Origin of the sequence: Kiloniella sp. (genome assembly GCF_048259265.1) — a bacterium.
Lineage (GTDB): Bacteria > Pseudomonadota > Alphaproteobacteria > Kiloniellales > Kiloniellaceae > Kiloniella.
In genome coordinates this window covers 87346-104869 of the sequence record NZ_JBLXHT010000006.1, presented here as the reverse complement: position 1 = coordinate 104869, position 17524 = coordinate 87346, and the positions used below count along the sequence as shown (strand labels likewise).

The following is a 17524-nucleotide window of genomic DNA, read 5'->3' as shown; positions in this document are numbered from 1 at the left end:
TGTTTGCACAGATAAAATGTCCCGTATTTAGGTTAACAAAAGGTTTGCTAAAAATAAGACATTTTATCTCAATGCTTTAGGGAATTAACAAGCAAAGGAAAATACATCCTAACTACCCAATCATCAATGGCCGTTGATAGAATTGACATTCACTTAAAAAAATTAACCAACTTGAGAAAGATGCCTTTATCAATTCCTGTTTCCACTCCATTATTGGACACTGAATTATAAAAATAACCTTCATCAACTAGTTTTTTGACTATCTTAGAAACCACCATGACCAATACGAAAACTGACAAATTTACAAGCCCTATAACACCAGAATTCATACTTCAAATTGCGTATAATCATAACCAAACATATACAAACACAAAAACGTTGTGTGCTGCATTACAGAGATCATTGCAGGCTTTATCAGACGATTATGGTCTTATAGGCGTATGGGCTACTATTTCATGGGAAAATGGGTCTATATATTTTGCCAACAACATGTTTTTTCATAAGATCCTTGAAATAAACAACTCAAAGATAGCCGTTTTCTATTCACCAGGCGGGCAAAAAGAGTACAAGCCATTATCATTGCCCAATTGACTATACCCCGCTCTTTGTAAATATCGATAGCACAAACAAACATCAAAACCCTCGTTTCAAGTCTTATATTCAGGTATCAAATGTTATTAAAAAAAATACATGAAGAACTTTTAAGTGAAGTAACGATTCATCCAAATAGGCTACAGCATTTGGTTGACAGCGCAGCAACCTCTAAATTTTTTGGATACTCAATGGAATTCGGTGTATACAAAGGGGATACGCTAAATCATTTAGCCACAAATCATCCAGCTGAAACATTTTGGGGTTTTGATTCTTTTTGTGGACTTCCTGAAAAATGGTATCTTTCACACGACAAAAAAAATGTTGTTCCAAAAAATTGGTTTGCATTGGATGAGCTACCCAAAACTGCTGAAAACGTGAAGCTTGCACCCGGATGGTTTGATGATGCCTTACCGTCTTGGTTAGAGAAAAATGAGGGACCTGTTTCATTTGCCCATATGGATTGTAACCTTTACTCGTCAACTAAGACTGTATTGACACATTTAGATGCAAGAATTGTCACTGGTACAATCCTTGTTTTTGATGAACTTCAACATTGGGAAAAACTTTCTCATGAATATGCATATGAAACATGGCAAGAAGGTGAATGGAAAGCCCTCTCAGAATGGGTTCATGAGTACAATAGAAATATAACTCCTTTATCACGCACCAAACACGGACAAGCAGCATTTAGAGTCTTAGAATAATTTGATATAATTACTCAAAATTTACTAAACTATTTAATCAGCATCATGAAAAATAAGACCCAGAGTATGACGTTGACCCGATCTGATTTCACTCACGCCGTGCCGCATATTCACCCGATAGATACCGCGCGTACCGTGTTTAGGTCGGTTGCGGACGGGAAAAATAACCGCATCCCCCTGATCCAGAGGAACAACCGCAGCGCGTGATTGCATCCGAGGGCGCTGTTCTGTGAGAACAAATTCACCCCCCGTAAAATCCTGCCCGGGTTTGGATAACAGACACGCCACTTGCAACGGGAAAAGCAGCTCGCCGTAAACATCCTGATGCAAACAGTTATAATCCCCGGCACCATATTGTAACAGCAAAGGCGTTGCTTTCGTCTGACCTGCTTCATGACACAGGTCGAGATACTGTTTATGTGTTCTGGGAAAACGTTGATCCATATTCATCAACGCATTCCATCTATTCCCGATCTCGGCCAATGGTTCATAAAGCCGAGTGCGTAAACGGCTGACCAGATCTGGTAAGGGATAGTCAAAATACTTGTATTCCCCCTGTCCAAAACCATGACGAGACATCACAACACGGGACCGATAGAGGTCATCGGCGTTATACCCACCAGCTAACGCAATGCAATCAGGTTCAGCAATTATTCCCTTGAGAGCGGCATAGCCATTTTTATCTAGGCTATGCGCGATCTCGGTGACAGAAATTTTGCTCTGGCTTAAAGTCTGACTTACTGTAGATGACACATCGGCAGAAACTTCTAACGCACGTACCTTTTCATCGACTGTCATTGGTTCATGTACCGTCATTGCGCAGCAACCGCTTCACAATCCAACAGCTGTTGTTTGCGCTCTACCCCCCAACGATAACCGGATAAAGCCCCATCGCTTCGTACCACCCGGTGACAAGGAATAGCCACGGCGATATGATTGGCGGCACAAGCGGAAGCAACAGCCCGAACAGCCTTGGGCGAACCTATTTTCTCAGCAACTTCCGCATAGCTCAAACGACTTCCCACAGGAATATCGACCAGGGCTTTCCAAACCCGCTGTTGAAAGGCCGTCCCGCGAATATCCAATGGCAAATCAAGACCAATTGCGGGGTCGTCGACAAAGCCGACAACCTGCGCCACCCACTTTTCGAACGTAGCATCTCCGCCTTTCAAAATGGCCTTGGAAAAACGGTCCTGAAGATCCTGTATCATGGTTTCGGGATCATCGCCGAGAAGAATGGAACATATCCCCTTTTCACTTGCGGCTACCAGAATTGACCCCAGTGAACATTCCCCAAGGGCAAAGCGAATTTCAGTATCCTTGCCGCCTTTTCGATAACTTGTCGGCTTCATCCCCAAAAGCTTTTCAGTATTAGCATAAAAGCGGCCGTTGGAATTAAACCCCGCGTCGTAAATCGCTTCTGTCACTGTTTCGCTTTTGCTTAATCCCTTACGTACCCGATTGTCCCGGTGCGCGTTGGTATAAGCCTTTGGCGTAACGCCTGTAATGGCCTTGAAAGTACGGTGAAAATAAAAACGGCTCATCCCCACAGCTTCTGCCAAGGTATCAAGATCAGGCGCTTCTTCGGCCTCTTCGATCAAACGGCAAGCCTTTTCAATGGCCAGTGCCTGACGTTCTTGTTTTTTCATTTCATTGGGACGGCACCGTTTACACGGGCGATACCCTGCCTTCTCAGCCTCAGCACAGCTTTCATGAAAACTGACATTTTTCCGCAAAGCCAAACGCGCAGCACAGGATGGCCGACAATAAACACCCGTCGTCAAAACAGCGTAATAAAAGACGTCATCCGCCGACGGGTCACGGTCCACAATCGCTTGATATCGCTCATCATCACTTTTAAATTTTGGCAAAATAATCATCTGAGTTGCCATTACCTTTGCTCCTGTCATCCAACTTGTAGCACAACATTTCGTCAGTTTCTAAAAGCTAGCTCAAAAATCATAGACCCAAACTCTGATTCTTGCTTTTGTATTCTATTTTTTTATTTCCCGTAATTCCCCGTTTTTAAAGATTTTTTTTGAATTACAGAACAAGAAGCGGAGTTCCAAAACCCCATGCTACCTCAATACTGATCCTTCAATATTTAAAACAAAACCATAAAGGATCTGAAAATGAGTAAATTAGAAAATCGCGTTGCCATTATTACGGGTGCAAGTTCAGGTATCGGCTATGCCGCTGCTAAGCTGTTTGCGGAAGAAGGCGCAAAGGTTGTTGTCGGGGCCCGACGCCAGCAAGAATTGGATAAACTTATCGAAGAAATCCGTGTTGCGGGGGGACAGGGCGTTGCTGTTTCCGGGGACGTTACCGATGCAAACTATGCCAAAGCTTTGGTCGAGGTCGCCACCGGAACCTATGGAAAACTGGATATTGCCTTTAACAATGCCGGAACCCTTGGCGCCATGGGGGACACGCCAACATTGGAGTTGGACGGATGGCATGATACCATCAATACCAATCTGACATCTGCTTTTTTAAGTGCCAAACATCAAATCCCTGCCTTGCTCGAAAGTGATCATGGGTCTTTGATTTTCACATCGACCTTTGTAGGTCATACTATCGGCATGCCCGGTATGGCTCCCTATGCCGCTTCAAAGGCCGGGATTAACGGAATGATGCAATGTCTTGCGGCAGAATACGGCCCCAAAGGTTTGAGGGTAAACAGTCTTATTCCCGGTGGCACAGACACCCCCATGGGACGTTCTGTTGCCTCAAACGAAGAAATGGAAGATTTTGTCAAAAGTCTTCACGGCCTGAAACGTATTGCTGATCCGAAAGAAATTGCCACGGCTGCCCTGTTCCTTGCCTCTGATGACGCAAGCTTTGTCACAGGGACCGCATTGATGGTCGAAGGGGGTGTTTCCATCAATAAAACTTGATTTAGCACAATACCAACAAACAAGGCCAACCAGCTGGTTGGCCTTGTTTGTTAAAATTAATTAAGCAAAAATTCAACGAACCCTTAGCTCAAAACAGTTATGCGCCCATCAAGTTTAGCGCCTGTTTCAGCCGAAATAACCTGACTTTCCCGAATATGAGCAATAACCTCGTTGCGGTAGATCAGACCGGTATGGTCATACTGTAGTTTGCGCATATCAAAGCTGGGAATATCACCCGCGACCCCGCCGCCGATAGGCTTACCATTCCAATTTTCACCGAAACCACCAAGCGCAAGATAGGTATTCACCACCATCGTATAGGTTTTATCCAAGCACTTTTCGATTGCCTCGCCTTTAAGGGTAATATTCACTGCGGTGGCATCGCGGGCAGATGCACCGAGGTCAATTTCATACCGAATGTCCGATGAAAAATGCAAAAAGCCGCGCGAGACAAATCCCTCTAGGTTGGTCCCTGCAACTTCTTCATCACGAAGCAAACGCTTGGCATTTGATTGCAGCATGTCAAATACCTGTTGACCACTGAGGCTCGCAATATGAATAGCATCTGCATAGGGCATAACATCGTACCAGTTTTTGAAACTTAACGGTCCCTTTTCCACCCCTGTTGAAATACCCGTGGCGTTAAACAAGGCAAAGTCGACCTCTCCGCCCGCAAAGCTATTTGATCGCGCCAACACAGCATCATTCATATAGTTGGCAAGTTTGTTTTCGCCGATATAACGCGACGCAATCATCTTGTCCCGGCTCAAATCAGTCGTATCAACAGAGCCAATAATCTCGGCCAATTTACTGTCCAATGCCTTGATGAGCGGGGCGATGTGCTGCTTTTCAAAGTCAGCGTCATAGTCATCTTCGTTTTGTAGCGTTTGATATTTTGGATCATCAACCGAGACGCGCTTGTCCCTCGGCTTTATTCGGTGTAGGGAAACAGAACTGTACCAATCCTTACGCCCGTTTTCAGCCGCGATAGACATAGCAATATCACCCAGATATTTGCCATGGGCCTCGGCCTGGGTAATCAGGACACCATCAATCAGGTTGTTTTCTTCAATTTTCTCTTCATTCAACCGGGTATGGGTATGCCCGCCAACGACAACAACCGGCTTATCTGTCAACTTGCCCGCCAGTCCAGCAATAGCAAAGTCGCCCTCACCAACATCGCGTACTGTCGCTGCCTTACCGGATGTATGCTGCCCTACACCATAACCACAGTGCGAAAGAATAACGACAACATCGGAAATCTCGGCAACGGCTGGCAAGATGTTCTCAATCGCTTTCAACGGTCGATCAACGGCCAGTGTCTTGTCATCAGGCTGCCCCACGCGCGTATCAATGTTGGTGGTCAAGCCAACCAGTCCAATACGTAAACCTTTGATTTCAGCAATGGCAGCCGCAACGTAATCTTCGTCTCGTTTCAGGTGTTGCGAGGAATGAACATTTGCTGACAACAAAGGGAAACGCGCATCCGTTAGTGCCGCTTTTTTCAAAAGTTCCGCACCCCGATCAAATTCATGATTACCGATTGCGGCGATATCCAGTCCTGCTGCCGAATAACTTCTGTAACCTGCATCAGCAACAAACTCATCCACACTCCAGCCCATGAGTTCATCAAAAATTGATCCTGTGTGGTCATCCCCCGCTGAAACAAAAAGCACTGCCTCATTTTCAGCCGCTGACGCGCGGGCAGCTTTTACCCGCTGTACGATTTGTGACAAGCGATAGGTATCACCCTTTTTACCATGCATTTCGGTGATGTGATTATGCATATCGTTGAAATGAAGAACACGTAAAACACGCCGTTCTCCTGGGATAAGTTTCGGCGACGGCACCGGATTGCCTTCTTCGGTCACGATCCGTTTAATCGCACCGCTTAATGGATCACCTTTGAGTAGAAACAGCTTTTCGATAGATCCCAAAGGGTTTGGCGTTGCTGGGACCAGTTGTAATTCCCCAGCCAAAGGCGCGGCATCACTGCGCGCTGTTAAAAAGGGTGAAAAACCAACAGCAGATGCCGCAACGACACCCCCCAGAAGTAAACGACGGCGGGTCATCCCCAATTTAACATCACTCATAACAGAAAATCACTTTCACACAGAATAAGTCGAACTGCGCCAAAATGATGCCGCTCTGTTACTGATCAATGACGGCAAGATGATTTTGTGATGATGTTTAGATGAATGTGATCAAAAATAATTCAAGACAACTGACTGGGCTTTTAAGTCAACTACTGGCCCGAAAACTATTTTCTCGATCAGAGGTTTTTCAATTTTATTCAAGCCTTATTGCAAAAAATCAGCTAAACTCAGAAACAGGCTTTACTGTCCTGTAATAATACAAACTTAGTTTTCCGATAACTATTGCTGCAATTTGTGCAGAATCATAATGACTTCCGAAAATTTATCCGATGAAGAAAAGTGGGTCGTAAAAGAGTGCCTTCTTGCTATTTCTTCTGGGAATTTTCTAGACGACGGGGAATTTCATACATTAATGGGGCTAACCTTAGCAGAAACCCATCTTATTGCGATTGCCTATCCAAATATTCAGGAGGCTTGCTTAGAAAGTCCATCCGCTCGCAATTCGAGTAATGATAATCTCATGGCCCAATTGAATTCCACTGCCATTAACAATTCCCTGAACAATTTAATAGGCTATCAAAAATGGTCCTCCTGCCTATGGACAAAGTATATTTCAGTTTCTCTTGATGAAGTGGAAAGAATTTTTAAGAAATGGAGGAGATAACTCTTTCCTTCCTCTTCTGGTCCCCAAATACCTCAAAATCGGTTTCACAAAGGAAAAACAAAATTGTCCTAAACATGCTGTGTCACAGTGATGGAATAATGATAGCTTTATGATCATTTTGAGCTTAGACACTGCTCCCAACCAATGGTCACTTATCCCCTAGAGACTAAGTATCTTTACGCAGCATCTTTTCAAAAGCGGCATGGTATTATCCGGCACGTTATTTACGAACAAACAGCATCATCAGCGTGCTTCATGATTGTTCTCACAATATCAATTTGACCTGCATTAAGGGGGAGGGTTTCAAAATGAATACAAAAGCATATGGTGCCGAATTTCTAGGTACTTTCTGGTTGGTTTTTGGCGGCTGTGGTTCGGCTGTCCTCGCCGCTGGCATTCCTGATCTCGGAATCGGTTTTGTTGGCGTCTCACTTGCCTTTGGCCTTACCGTTGTCACCATGGCCTACGCCGTTGGTCATATCTCGGGCGGGCATTTTAATCCGGCGGTTACTCTGGGTCTTTGGGCTGGGGGCAAATTCGAAGCCGGACAGATTGTTCCCTATTGGATCGCACAGCTTGCGGGGGGAATTGCCGCAGCCGGACTACTCTATGTGATTGCAAATGGTATCCCTGATTTTTCCGTTGCTGGTGGCTTTGCATCCAACGGATACGGCGCACACTCCCCCATGGGCTATTCCATGATGAGTGGCCTTCTTATTGAAGTTCTTCTGACCTTCTTCTTTCTCTTTATTATTCTTGGCGTAACAGATGAAAAGGCCCCCGCAGGCTTTGCACCTTTGGCCATCGGTCTCGCCCTCGTCCTGATTCACCTGATTTCTATCCCCATCACCAATACATCGGTGAACCCTGCACGAAGCACAGGCCCTGCTCTTTTTGTCGGCGGATGGGCACTTGAACAGCTTTGGCTCTTCTGGGTTGCCCCTTTACTTGGCGCATTAGGAGCAGGCTTCAGCTATCGCTGGTTCAAATCATAAAAGCAACATTCAAATTTACCGTGAAAGAAAATACAGCCCAAGAGAACCAAATTTCTCTTGGGCTTTTCATTTTGTATTCAAACAATAAAATCACAAAATAATAATTAAAAATCAATTACTTATAAAATAATTCATTTTTCAAACTCCACAAACACACATGTAATTTTATTGCGTTTTTTCATTTAAATGAAATTTTGACTATCTTTTTTCATTTAATACTGTCTTTATTGTGCCAGAACATAATTTAAAACGTTTGGCGATACAGATGGCACGACCCAAAGTAGAAACCCTGCATAAGCACAATCCTCCCAAGCAAGATCTCGACGACGAGTCCGTCACCGTCGGCGGACAGATCCGTGATCTGCGCAAGGCCAAACGGATGTCAGTGACCACACTCGCCGAAAAAATTGGCAAGTCAGTTGGTTATGTCAGCCAGATTGAACGGGGTATTTCCGTCGTATCCATTCCGATCCTAAACAAGATTTCTGCGGCTCTGGAAGTTTCAAACTCATGGTTTTTCCATGGCGAGGATATTGCTGATCCAACGGAAAAAAGCCACATCGTTCGCCACAATCATAGACGACGGCTCAGCTTTACCGGATCAGGCATGGTCGAAGAACTAATGTCCCCCGATCTCAGCGGTGATGTTGAATTGATCATGGGGCGTTTTTCCCCCGGATCAGCCACAGGTGAAGAACAGATTTCGCGGGAAAAAGTCGAAGTTTCCGGTCATATCATCAAGGGAAACATCGCAGTTGAAATTGGTGAACGGACCTATGATCTCGGTGTTGGTGACAGCTTTCGCATCAACCCCGGCGAACCCCATAAAACCTATAACAACGGCGCGGAAGACGCAGAAGTACTCTGGATACTCTCTCCGCCCCATTACTAACACGATCTGTGATCGCTCTACGGTCGGGGTGTACTTAAATTCCCCAACCCAAAATTTCAAAAACAAAATGCCCTGGGGCAATGCCCCTCTTATATGTCCCCCTTTGTATGGAATTAATACGATGGCGAATAAAAAAACTCTTCCCGAACAGGCACAGGTTGTTATCATTGGTGGTGGTGTAATCGGGTGTTCCGTTGCCTATCATCTGACCAAACTTGGTTGGAAAGACGTACTGTTACTGGAACGGAAACAACTTACTTGCGGCACCACATGGCATGCCGCCGGGTTGGTTGGGCAGCTTCGCGCGACTGAGAATTTAACCAAGATGGCAAAGTACACAGCCGATCTTTACAATAATCTCGCCGCTGAAACCGGACAGGAAACCGGGCTGGTTCATACGGGGTCCGTTTCTGTCGCCCAGACAGAAGGACGTTTTGAAGAGCTCAAACGTGGGGCATCCATGGCCCGTAACTTTGGCTTGGAAGTTGATGTCATCACACCAGAACAAATTCTGGAACACTATCCCATTGCTGATGTCAGCAACCTTGTTGGTGGTGTTTACCTGCCGGGGGACGGACAAACCAACCCGATTGATACAACACAGGCCCTTGCCAAGGGTGCACGTCAAGGCGGTGCCACGATTATCGAAGGCATCAAGGTTGAAGACATCATCACTGAACCCGGCCCCAATGGTGGCAAGGTAACAGGTGTTATCACAGATCAGGGTGAAGTCCGCGCCGAAATCGTTGTGAACTGCGGTGGAATGTGGGCCCGCGAAGTAGCCAAAAAGGTCGGTGTCAACGTCCCTCTTCATGCTGCGGAACACTACTACATCGTAACCGAAGCCATCGACAACCTGCCGAAACTGCCAACCCTTCGTGATCCGGATGGTTATAACTACTACAAAGAAGACGCAGGCAAGCTGTTGATTGGCTGCTTCGAACCCAATGCTGTGCCATGGGGTCACAAAGGTATTCCAGATAATTTCTGCTTTGATGAACTACCGGAAAATTGGGATCAGTTTACCCCGGCTCTGGAAAACGCCATGGCACGTATACCTCTGTTGGAAAGCGCTGGTATCCACACCTTCTTCAACGGTCCGGAAAGCTTTACCCCCGATAACCGTTTTTACCTTGGTGAAGCGCCAGAGATGAAGAATTTTTATGTCGCTGCTGGCTTTAATTCAACGGGCATCCAGTCAGCGGGCGGTGCGGGTAAAATTCTTGCGGACTGGATTGTTCAAGGCAATTGCCCCGTTGATATGTGGGACGTTGATATCCGTCGTGTTCAACCTTTCCAAGGCGGCGATAAGTATCTCTTTGATCGCACGACCGAGGCCCTCGGCCTGCTTTATGAAATGCACTGGCCAGAAAAACAGCCCGTGACCTGTCGCGATATCAAACGATCCCCCATTCACGACCGTTTGGAAAAAGCCAACGCCTGTTTTGGACAGATGGCTGGTTGGGAACGCGCCAACTGGTTTGCGCCCGAAGGTGTCGAACCAAAATATGAATACTCTTATGGTCCGCAGAACTGGCATGATTACTGTGGCGCAGAATGTAAAGCCGCCCGTGAAAACGTCGCCCTTTTCGACATGAGTTCTTTCGGGAAATACATGGTGCAAGGTAAGGACGCCGTAAAAATTCTCAACCGAATTTCCGGTGCCAATATCGACGTGCCTGTGGGTAAGATGGTTTATACCCAATGGCTGAACGAACGCGGCGGGATCGAAGCTGATCTGACCGTGACCCGTCTGGCCGAGAACAGCTTTATGGTACTGTCATCCGGTGGCACCCAAACCCGCGACTTCCATTTCCTCAACAGCCACATTTCAGAAGACGATCATTGCTTTGCAACAGACGTCACATCTGGCTATGCGCTCTTTGCCGTCATGGGGCCAAACAGCCGCGAGCTGTTGAAAAAAGTAACCCCTGCCGATCTTTCCAACGCTGCGTTTCCTTTTGGCACCTGTCAGGAAATCGAGATGGGCTATGCCAAGATCAAGGCCGGACGCATCACCTATGTCGGTGAGTTGGGGTGGGAGCTTTATGTACCATCCGAATATGCCGTTCACGTCTTTGATACACTAATGGACGCAGGCAAAGATATGGGCCTGACCCTTGGCGGTATGCATGCTGTGGATACGTTACGTCTGGAAAAAGGCTTCCGTCACTGGAGCCACGAAATTTCGGACGAAGACACCCCACTGGAAGCAGGTCTGGGCTTTGCCATCGCCTGGGACAAAACAGGCGGCTTTATCGGTCGTGAAGCCTTGCTTGAACAAAAGGGAAAACCGCTCACCAAGCGCATGGTTGCTCTACAGCTCAAGGATGCCAAAAACGCCAAGGGCGAGCCACCGATGATGTACCATAACGAACCAATCTACAAAGGCGATAAAATCGTCGGCAAGATTACCTCTGGTCGATACAGCCATACACTTGGCAGTTCAATCGGTCTTGGCTATGTCCACGATGACAACGGTGTTACCGCCGATTGGGTGAAAGAAGACAATTTCTCGGTCGAAATCGCCTGTGAAAGCTTCGAGGCAACAATGTCGCTGAAACCGCTTTACGATCCAAAATCCGAACGACCTAAAGCAGATGGGTGAAGGTCCGGGAATAAGCCCCAGCCGATTGTACCAGCCAGTCATCGGTTGTGGGCGGCTTCCCCGCTCGACACCACCTGCCAAGCGGGCACTTAACAAGCCCGTAGCACCCCACTGTACGCATCACTCAAGCCTCCCAAGTTTGAAGCCGTACACCAAGCCATAACTGGGTTCCACCAACAAGGGACCAACTCTGCCGCAGCACTCAAGCGAGTGTTGCGGTCTTTTTTATGTTACTCATATAATTTTGGAGGTTACCCTTAAATCCCACCCCAGTTGAAATGCACTTGTGTTTAAGTATCAGATCATAAATATTCACGCACTACGTGAATTTAATTTTATCTGGGGGATAGATAATGCGGGTTTTTGGGTTGGTTTGTTGTGGAGCGGCTTTGCTGATTGGGGGCTGTGCTACGCAGAAGCAAAAAAAGCTGGATGTGGCAACCTTAAGCACAGACGACCGCGCTTATTATCTCAATGTAGTTCAAGAAGATCTTGATCGGGAACAACGCATTAAATCCATCGCGATGCCAATGCTAGTTGCCTCGCGCGATCTTTGCAAAGATGATCTAGGCGTTTACACTGGGATGGAGGTGTGGAGCAGTCTGAACCTTCCCGATCGTCGTTATTCAGAGATCTTAATCGATGAACACAAACTTGACTTGAACCTGCGCGTGAAGTCGGTTTACGAAAATTCCCCCGCTGCGCTTGCCGGGGTCAAATTAGGGGATCAACTGGTTTCCATTGCCGATATGAAGCTGCACCCACGAAAAATCGAGGGTAAAGACTATACCCGCTTTGACTACATGCAAACGCCACCGCTTGAGGACTGGAAGGATGAAGGGAGTTATCAGCTTACGGTGTCACGACCGAGTGCTGATGGTGTTTATGAAGAGAAAAAGCTAACCCTGAATTATCAAGAACGCTGTGAATACCGGGTTAACTATCTGTTCAATAAGCTGACTGCCAACGCATCTGAAGACAGCGATGGTTTTACCTTTACCAGCGGGCTTGATTACTATCTGGAAACCGATGAACATGTTGCCCTGATGGTCGCGCATGAAATCGCCCACATGATCGAAGGCCACCCCGGCGATCGTAAAGCCAGTGGCCTTGCTGCTGGCGCAGGTGGATTGGTCGCCGAAACCCTTCTGGGCCTTTTAGTCGGGCACACCAACGGGGATATCACCCGTGCAGCTTACGAGTCAGGGGCGCGGGCCAATATGGACGAACACGAAATGGAAGCCGACGCCTTAGCCATGGTGATTTATGCCAGATCCGGGTACGACCCTGAAACCATGGTGACATTCTGGCAAAACGTAAGCGAAAATCTGGGCACAAACGGGAGTTCTATCGGCGCGTCACACCGGGTTAATGAACAACGCCTCGCCGCACTCAAAGATCTTGCAGGAGACTTAAGACGAAAGATCGACAACGGAGTAGATCTGGTTGAGGGGACAGAGTGATCTGATTGGCTGTGTGGGGGATGATGAATGAATTATTTTCTCCGGAACAAAACCTGTTCTCTTTAGGGAAAATTAAGGGGCAGCGTTTTACATAACACCTGTATTAAATGGCCTAAGTGTTATTCTTTGAAAGAAAAACATGTCCGTTTCCTCTCGTCTGCATCAACATAAAGAGCACATTCTTGACCAACGTAATACCTTCGCAGCACAGAAAAATATTTTTGAAAAATGCGCTGTTGATGTGGGCGGGTCTTACTGTACTGATCATTGGGCTCAGTGTTTGGCTCTCGGGTGGGCATCTGATTTATACGTTGGATGATCCCTATATTCACCTGTCTGTTGCCGAGAATATTATTCAGGGGGGGCTATGGTGTAAATGCCACGGAATATTCATCGCCCTCGTCTTCAATCCTGTATCCTCTGTTACTTGCTCTCGGTGAGTTTATTGGGCTTGGGTTTTATACGCCCCTGTTGCTAAACATCGTCGCAGCCGGGCTTTCCGTTTATATCCTGTTGGATTTTTTCTGGTGTCATGTTCTTCCCCGAACCACATCGTCAACGGACAACTTTGCGAACTTGGCTGCACTGCTACTTATCCTGTCGATCAGCGGTCTTGCCTTGCCGATGACGGGGATGGAACATTCACTTCATGTTTTGATCGCTTTAGCAACAATCCGTGGCTTGATTACACTTGCCGAAGGAACGCGCACGCCCCCCTGTCCCAACTGGTTTATCGCTGCTGTGATTTTGGGGCCGTTGATCCGCTTTGAAGGTATGGCCCTTTCAGGGGCAACGCTTGTTGCCCTACTGTTTTTAGGGCGTTGGCGGCTCGCTGTTTTTATCGGTTTGACGATAACCGCCCTTATTGCACTCTATGGCGTTACAATGATCTCGATCGGGCAATCTATTTTGCCAAGCTCGGTCATGGTTAAATCCAATGTTTTTGTTTCTGGAACTGAACAATCAGGCATTGCCAACAGTCTGCTGGCATTGGTGAATAACTTTCAGAACTCGTTATCTGAACGGTGGGGAATTATCTTTCTGGTGGCTATTCTGCTGACCTCGCTGTCAATTGTTTTGGCATGGAGAAAACATTCTTTATTTCAGGACAAGCTTTGGGCATCGCCCAAATTTATTATTGGCGGCGTTCTTATTCTGACACTGCTGGCCCACATGGTTGCCGGGCGGTACAATTGGTTCCATCGTTACGAAGTCTATGCAGTTAGTGTCATGGTCCTTGGCGGTCTTTATCTTTTGAGCAAGAACATCGACCCATCAATAATAACCAACAGTTTCAAGGCAAAATTACTCTTTATCGGAACCCTGTTGTTTCTCGCCATCCCCTATGGTCTTGCCGCAATCGCAACCCCCTTTGCGTCCAGAGGCATTTATGAGCAACAGTATCAGATGCACCGCTTTGCAACCGATTATTTTGCCCGGCCTGTTGCCGTGAATGATTTGGGGTGGGTATCCTATCAAAATGATCAATATGTGTTGGATCTTTGGGGGTTAGGATCAGAAAAAGCACGCAAATTACGTGCTAACGGCAAGTTTGATTCCCAAACAGTTCACACGCTGGCGACCAGTAAGCATATCGACTATGCCATGATCTATCCCGATTGGTTTGAACAAAGCATTCCTTCGCAATGGTGTCTGATTGCCACGCTGGAAAGCACAGCAATAACAGCAGCTTCAAGAACGGTGCATTTTTACGCCATTTCAGACTTGGCCACCAAAAACATGTCGGCCTCTTTAGACCTTTTTGGTGAAACGTTGCCAGACAGGGTTATATTGGAACGTTTTGAATGCACGAAATAAATACTCATTATTCCGACATCACACCACTGCTTAACGAAAAATAAACCAAGCTGACCGCATATCTATTTCTTTGAAGATGCGACAATCTTTAGAATAGTCTTATATACAACAACGGATTAAACTGTGCGCTAATCCCGCAGGACTGTTCTTTGATGAGTGTCCGGAAGAATGTGTTGAGTGAATAAAATTGACAGTAGCCTGTGACCTGAAAGACGTCGAATTTCTGATCGTCAATGATAATCCCGTTATGCAGCGTATTGTGAAAACAATCTTGCGCGCCTTTGATGTGAGCAATCCGCGTGTAGCCTCGTCAGCAGAAGAAGCCATCCAAGCCTTGCGGAATATGCCATCTGATATCGCGATTATCGACTTGGACATGACACCTGTGGACGGGAACCAACTTATTCAACAGCTACGAACCGAAGAAAATAGCCCCGCGCCTTTTATCCAGATTATTGCCTTAACCGCCCATGCCGAAAAAGAATTGGTCACAACATCACGGGATAAGGGCATGAATGAGTTTTTGCTAAAACCCCTTTCGCCCATGATGCTGTATAAAGCCATAGAACGGATTATCAAACGTCCCCGTCCCTTTGTTCGTATTGACGATTACGTGGGCCCCTGTCGTCGCCGAAGATATGATGATCCCAAAGAAGACCAGCGAGAAGAAGACGACGTTAGTTTTATTCCTGAAAACACCTTTCCCTGGAACAGAAACGCCTAGCGCGAGAAGTCTCCGTTAGAGGGCATAGAAATCCCCCTCAACAATAAGGACAGCTTAAGGGGCCTTATATTTCCCCGTAAGCTTTATAGCCCAGTAAACTTTATAGTAAGGCCTGAAAACGGGCTGCTCCCTCACGGATAACCGTATCATTTTCGCCACCGATAAAGAGAAAAGCATACCCATTTTTACGCCAACTGGCAGCTGCCATGCCTTCCAGCTTTTCCATACCAATGGTTTTTGTGTTGTCTTTGTTTGTTCTAATAATACACAAAGCAACGGGCCGCCCATCGGGGGCTAGGTAAGCCAGTTGAACCAATGGCTTCCCCTTGAACCCGAGCAGCTGTGCACGTTTGAATGACAATTCAGAATCAGCGGTCATTTTAACCAGATCAAAGCCAATCTGACCTGATATGTCTTCCAGATTTTTCTGTATCTGTTCCGGGGACAACTGAATATTACCAAGGGTATCGCCAACATACAGCGATTGATACGCCGCAACGTAGTGCTTCCACCCCTGCGCTGCGCTTGGTGCAAAATACGTCTTTCCAAACAAACCACCAACAACCAGACTAATCAAAACAGACGCAGCCAGAGATCCCGCATAAAGCAAGCTTCTTGGGCTTTTATTTGATGCTAATGTCCTATCGATCAGAACATCAGGTAAACTAGGGGCTTGATCCGTCACCTGTTGCATAGCTGTCTTAAGTTCATCCACAGGGATAGAAAGATCTTCGAGGCGCTTCATTAGAACGGTGTCAACCTCTAGCGCACTTTCAATTTTTTGGGCCAATTCCGCAGAGGTTTCGCCATCAAGAAAAGCCGTCAGATCTTCGTCTGAGAAATGTGTTTTCTGGCTCATTCCGACCCTGTCCCTTCTCTGTCCATTCGTTTCGAAATTCTGCCCCGTGCCGCGGCCAGTCTGCTCATAACCGTGCCAATTGGTATATCCAGCACCTGTGCCGCGTCTTTATAACTAAATCCTTCGACATAAACCAAAAGAACGGCTATGCGCTGCGCTTCTGGCAAGAGGTACACCTCTTTCAACACCTGAGAAGCATAAATATTCGTTTCTGTGTCCGTTTTCGTATCTGGCAGGTCAACATCATCGACAGATACCAGCCCGCCGCCCCGACGAACCGCTTGGGATCTTAGTTCATTCAACCAGATCCGTTGCGCAATTTTGAAGATCCAGCGATCAAGATGCGTACCGGTTTCAAACTTGTCGGCTTTTTCTAACGCACGTTCACACGCAGCCTGGGCAAGGTCGTTCGCATTGTCTTTGTTCCGTGTCAGAACCAGACAATAGCGCCACAAGCGGGGGAAGATTTCAGCCAATCCCCGACGCACAGCCTCTCTTGATTTCTTTTGACCAAAGATCGGAATAGCCCGGCCTTTCCCTGTTATATTTGGGTAAATTAAATAACTTTCAATCTTCCCGTCTGCCAGCTTTAACAAAAGCCAGAGGAATAAACCAGCCCAGAGATTAAAGCCTGTATTATCTTGAGCACAATATCAGATATTTTTTCGTAAGATGTCGCGCTTTTAAGCTTTATCTCACGCCTTCAATCTTACGTCTTCGCACCCATGACCTTTGCCATGTGGTTGAGCTTGGTTAGAAGGTCCTGAAATTCATCGAACGTCAGGCCAACAGAGCAAGATACATCTTGCTGCATCTTTGCCACGCCTTGTTCCAGTGATCGCCCTTGTTCCGTCAGCTTGATCATAACTCTGCGCTCATCCTCAACAGAACGGTTTCGACTGACGAACCCGGCCTGTTCCATTCGCTTAAGAAGCGGGGATAATGTACCTGAATCAAGCCCAAGATCTTTTCCCAAAGCATTCACCGTGGTCTCACCCTTTGGTTCCAACGCCAGATAAACCAGATACTGTGGGTAGGTCAGGTTCAGTTTCTTCAGGTACGGTTGATACTTTTTGATAATAGCTTGCGAATTACGATAAAGCGCAAAACAAAGCTGTTCTTCCAGATGTGAAACCTTGGGCAATTTTACTACCTTTGACGCGGCCTTGGCCTGTGACAATTCTTTTTGCGTAATATTAGTCATTACACC

General features: G+C 46.6%; 16 protein-coding genes. 10 read left to right on the top strand and 6 right to left on the bottom strand.

The genetic code is table 11. The features are described from left to right. The first annotated feature begins 276 nt into the window (after positions 1–276). On the top strand, positions 277–591 hold the full coding sequence (locus tag ACN0QW_RS11310; RefSeq protein WP_417431550.1) for a hypothetical protein: 315 nt from the start codon (positions 277–279) through the stop codon (positions 589–591). Between the two features lie 80 nt (positions 592–671). After that, positions 672–1298 carry a TylF/MycF/NovP-related O-methyltransferase gene (locus ACN0QW_RS11305; protein WP_417431548.1) on the top strand — a complete coding sequence of 209 codons (627 nt, stop codon included), beginning with the start codon at positions 672–674 and terminating at the stop codon, positions 1296–1298. A gap of 33 nt (positions 1299–1331) precedes the next feature. Here the strand turns inward: ACN0QW_RS11305 and ACN0QW_RS11300 are convergent, their stop codons facing one another. Continuing rightward, positions 1332–2114 carry a 2OG-Fe(II) oxygenase gene (locus tag ACN0QW_RS11300; RefSeq protein ID WP_417431546.1) on the bottom strand — a complete coding sequence of 261 codons (783 nt, stop codon included), beginning with the start codon at positions 2112–2114 and terminating at the stop codon, positions 1332–1334. Then, entirely contained in the window at positions 2111–3190 is a 1080-nt protein-coding gene (gene ada, locus ACN0QW_RS11295; RefSeq protein WP_417431544.1) for a bifunctional DNA-binding transcriptional regulator/O6-methylguanine-DNA methyltransferase Ada, read from the bottom strand. Before ada ends, ACN0QW_RS11300 begins: the two co-directional genes overlap by 4 nt. Before the next feature lie 240 nt (positions 3191–3430). Between ada and ACN0QW_RS11290 the strand changes: the two genes are divergently transcribed. Continuing rightward, complete coding sequence (locus ACN0QW_RS11290) at positions 3431–4195, top strand: SDR family oxidoreductase (protein ID WP_417431542.1); 765 nt, start codon at positions 3431–3433, stop codon at positions 4193–4195. Between the two features lie 83 nt (positions 4196–4278). Here the strand turns inward: ACN0QW_RS11290 and ACN0QW_RS11285 are convergent, their stop codons facing one another. Next, positions 4279–6288, bottom strand: coding sequence for a bifunctional metallophosphatase/5'-nucleotidase (locus ACN0QW_RS11285; RefSeq protein ID WP_417431540.1), 2010 nt, complete (start codon positions 6286–6288; stop codon positions 4279–4281). Between the two features lie 310 nt (positions 6289–6598). Here ACN0QW_RS11285 and ACN0QW_RS11280 point away from each other — a divergent pair, with 310 nt between their 5' ends. The 7 genes from ACN0QW_RS11280 to ACN0QW_RS11250 all read left to right on the top strand — a co-directional run bounded on the left by ACN0QW_RS11280 (position 6599) and on the right by ACN0QW_RS11250 (position 15455). Beyond that, positions 6599–6955 (top strand): hypothetical protein, encoded by a 357-nt coding sequence (locus tag ACN0QW_RS11280; protein ID WP_299371411.1) that lies wholly within the window; start codon positions 6599–6601, stop codon positions 6953–6955. Positions 6956–7263: 308 nt separating this feature from the next. Continuing rightward, complete coding sequence (gene aqpZ / locus ACN0QW_RS11275; protein WP_417431538.1) at positions 7264–7950, top strand: aquaporin Z; 687 nt, start codon at positions 7264–7266, stop codon at positions 7948–7950. Positions 7951–8215: 265 nt separating this feature from the next. Beyond that, positions 8216–8842 carry a helix-turn-helix domain-containing protein gene (locus ACN0QW_RS11270; protein ID WP_417431536.1) on the top strand — a complete coding sequence of 209 codons (627 nt, stop codon included), beginning with the start codon at positions 8216–8218 and terminating at the stop codon, positions 8840–8842. A 121-nt stretch (positions 8843–8963) separates the two neighbouring features. Then, positions 8964–11450 (top strand): GcvT family protein, encoded by a 2487-nt coding sequence (locus ACN0QW_RS11265; RefSeq protein WP_417431534.1) that lies wholly within the window; start codon positions 8964–8966, stop codon positions 11448–11450. Between the two features lie 353 nt (positions 11451–11803). Continuing rightward, complete coding sequence (locus ACN0QW_RS11260; RefSeq protein WP_417431532.1) at positions 11804–12913, top strand: M48 family metalloprotease; 1110 nt, start codon at positions 11804–11806, stop codon at positions 12911–12913. Positions 12914–13228: 315 nt separating this feature from the next. After that, on the top strand, positions 13229–14731 hold the full coding sequence (locus ACN0QW_RS11255; RefSeq protein ID WP_417431530.1) for a hypothetical protein: 1503 nt from the start codon (positions 13229–13231) through the stop codon (positions 14729–14731). A 187-nt stretch (positions 14732–14918) separates the two neighbouring features. Next, on the top strand, positions 14919–15455 hold the full coding sequence (locus tag ACN0QW_RS11250) for a response regulator (protein WP_417431528.1): 537 nt from the start codon (positions 14919–14921) through the stop codon (positions 15453–15455). A gap of 100 nt (positions 15456–15555) precedes the next feature. Here the strand turns inward: ACN0QW_RS11250 and ACN0QW_RS11245 are convergent, their stop codons facing one another. From ACN0QW_RS11245 to ACN0QW_RS11235, 3 genes are all read right to left on the bottom strand, one after another. Then, positions 15556–16314, bottom strand: coding sequence for an anti-sigma factor family protein (locus ACN0QW_RS11245; protein ID WP_417431526.1), 759 nt, complete (start codon positions 16312–16314; stop codon positions 15556–15558). Next, on the bottom strand, positions 16311–16802 hold the full coding sequence (locus ACN0QW_RS11240) for an RNA polymerase sigma factor (protein ID WP_417431524.1): 492 nt from the start codon (positions 16800–16802) through the stop codon (positions 16311–16313). Before ACN0QW_RS11240 ends, ACN0QW_RS11245 begins: the two co-directional genes overlap by 4 nt. 221 nt (positions 16803–17023) lie before the next feature. Continuing rightward, complete coding sequence (locus ACN0QW_RS11235) at positions 17024–17518, bottom strand: MarR family winged helix-turn-helix transcriptional regulator (RefSeq protein ID WP_417431522.1); 495 nt, start codon at positions 17516–17518, stop codon at positions 17024–17026. Positions 17519–17524 lie beyond the last annotated feature (6 nt).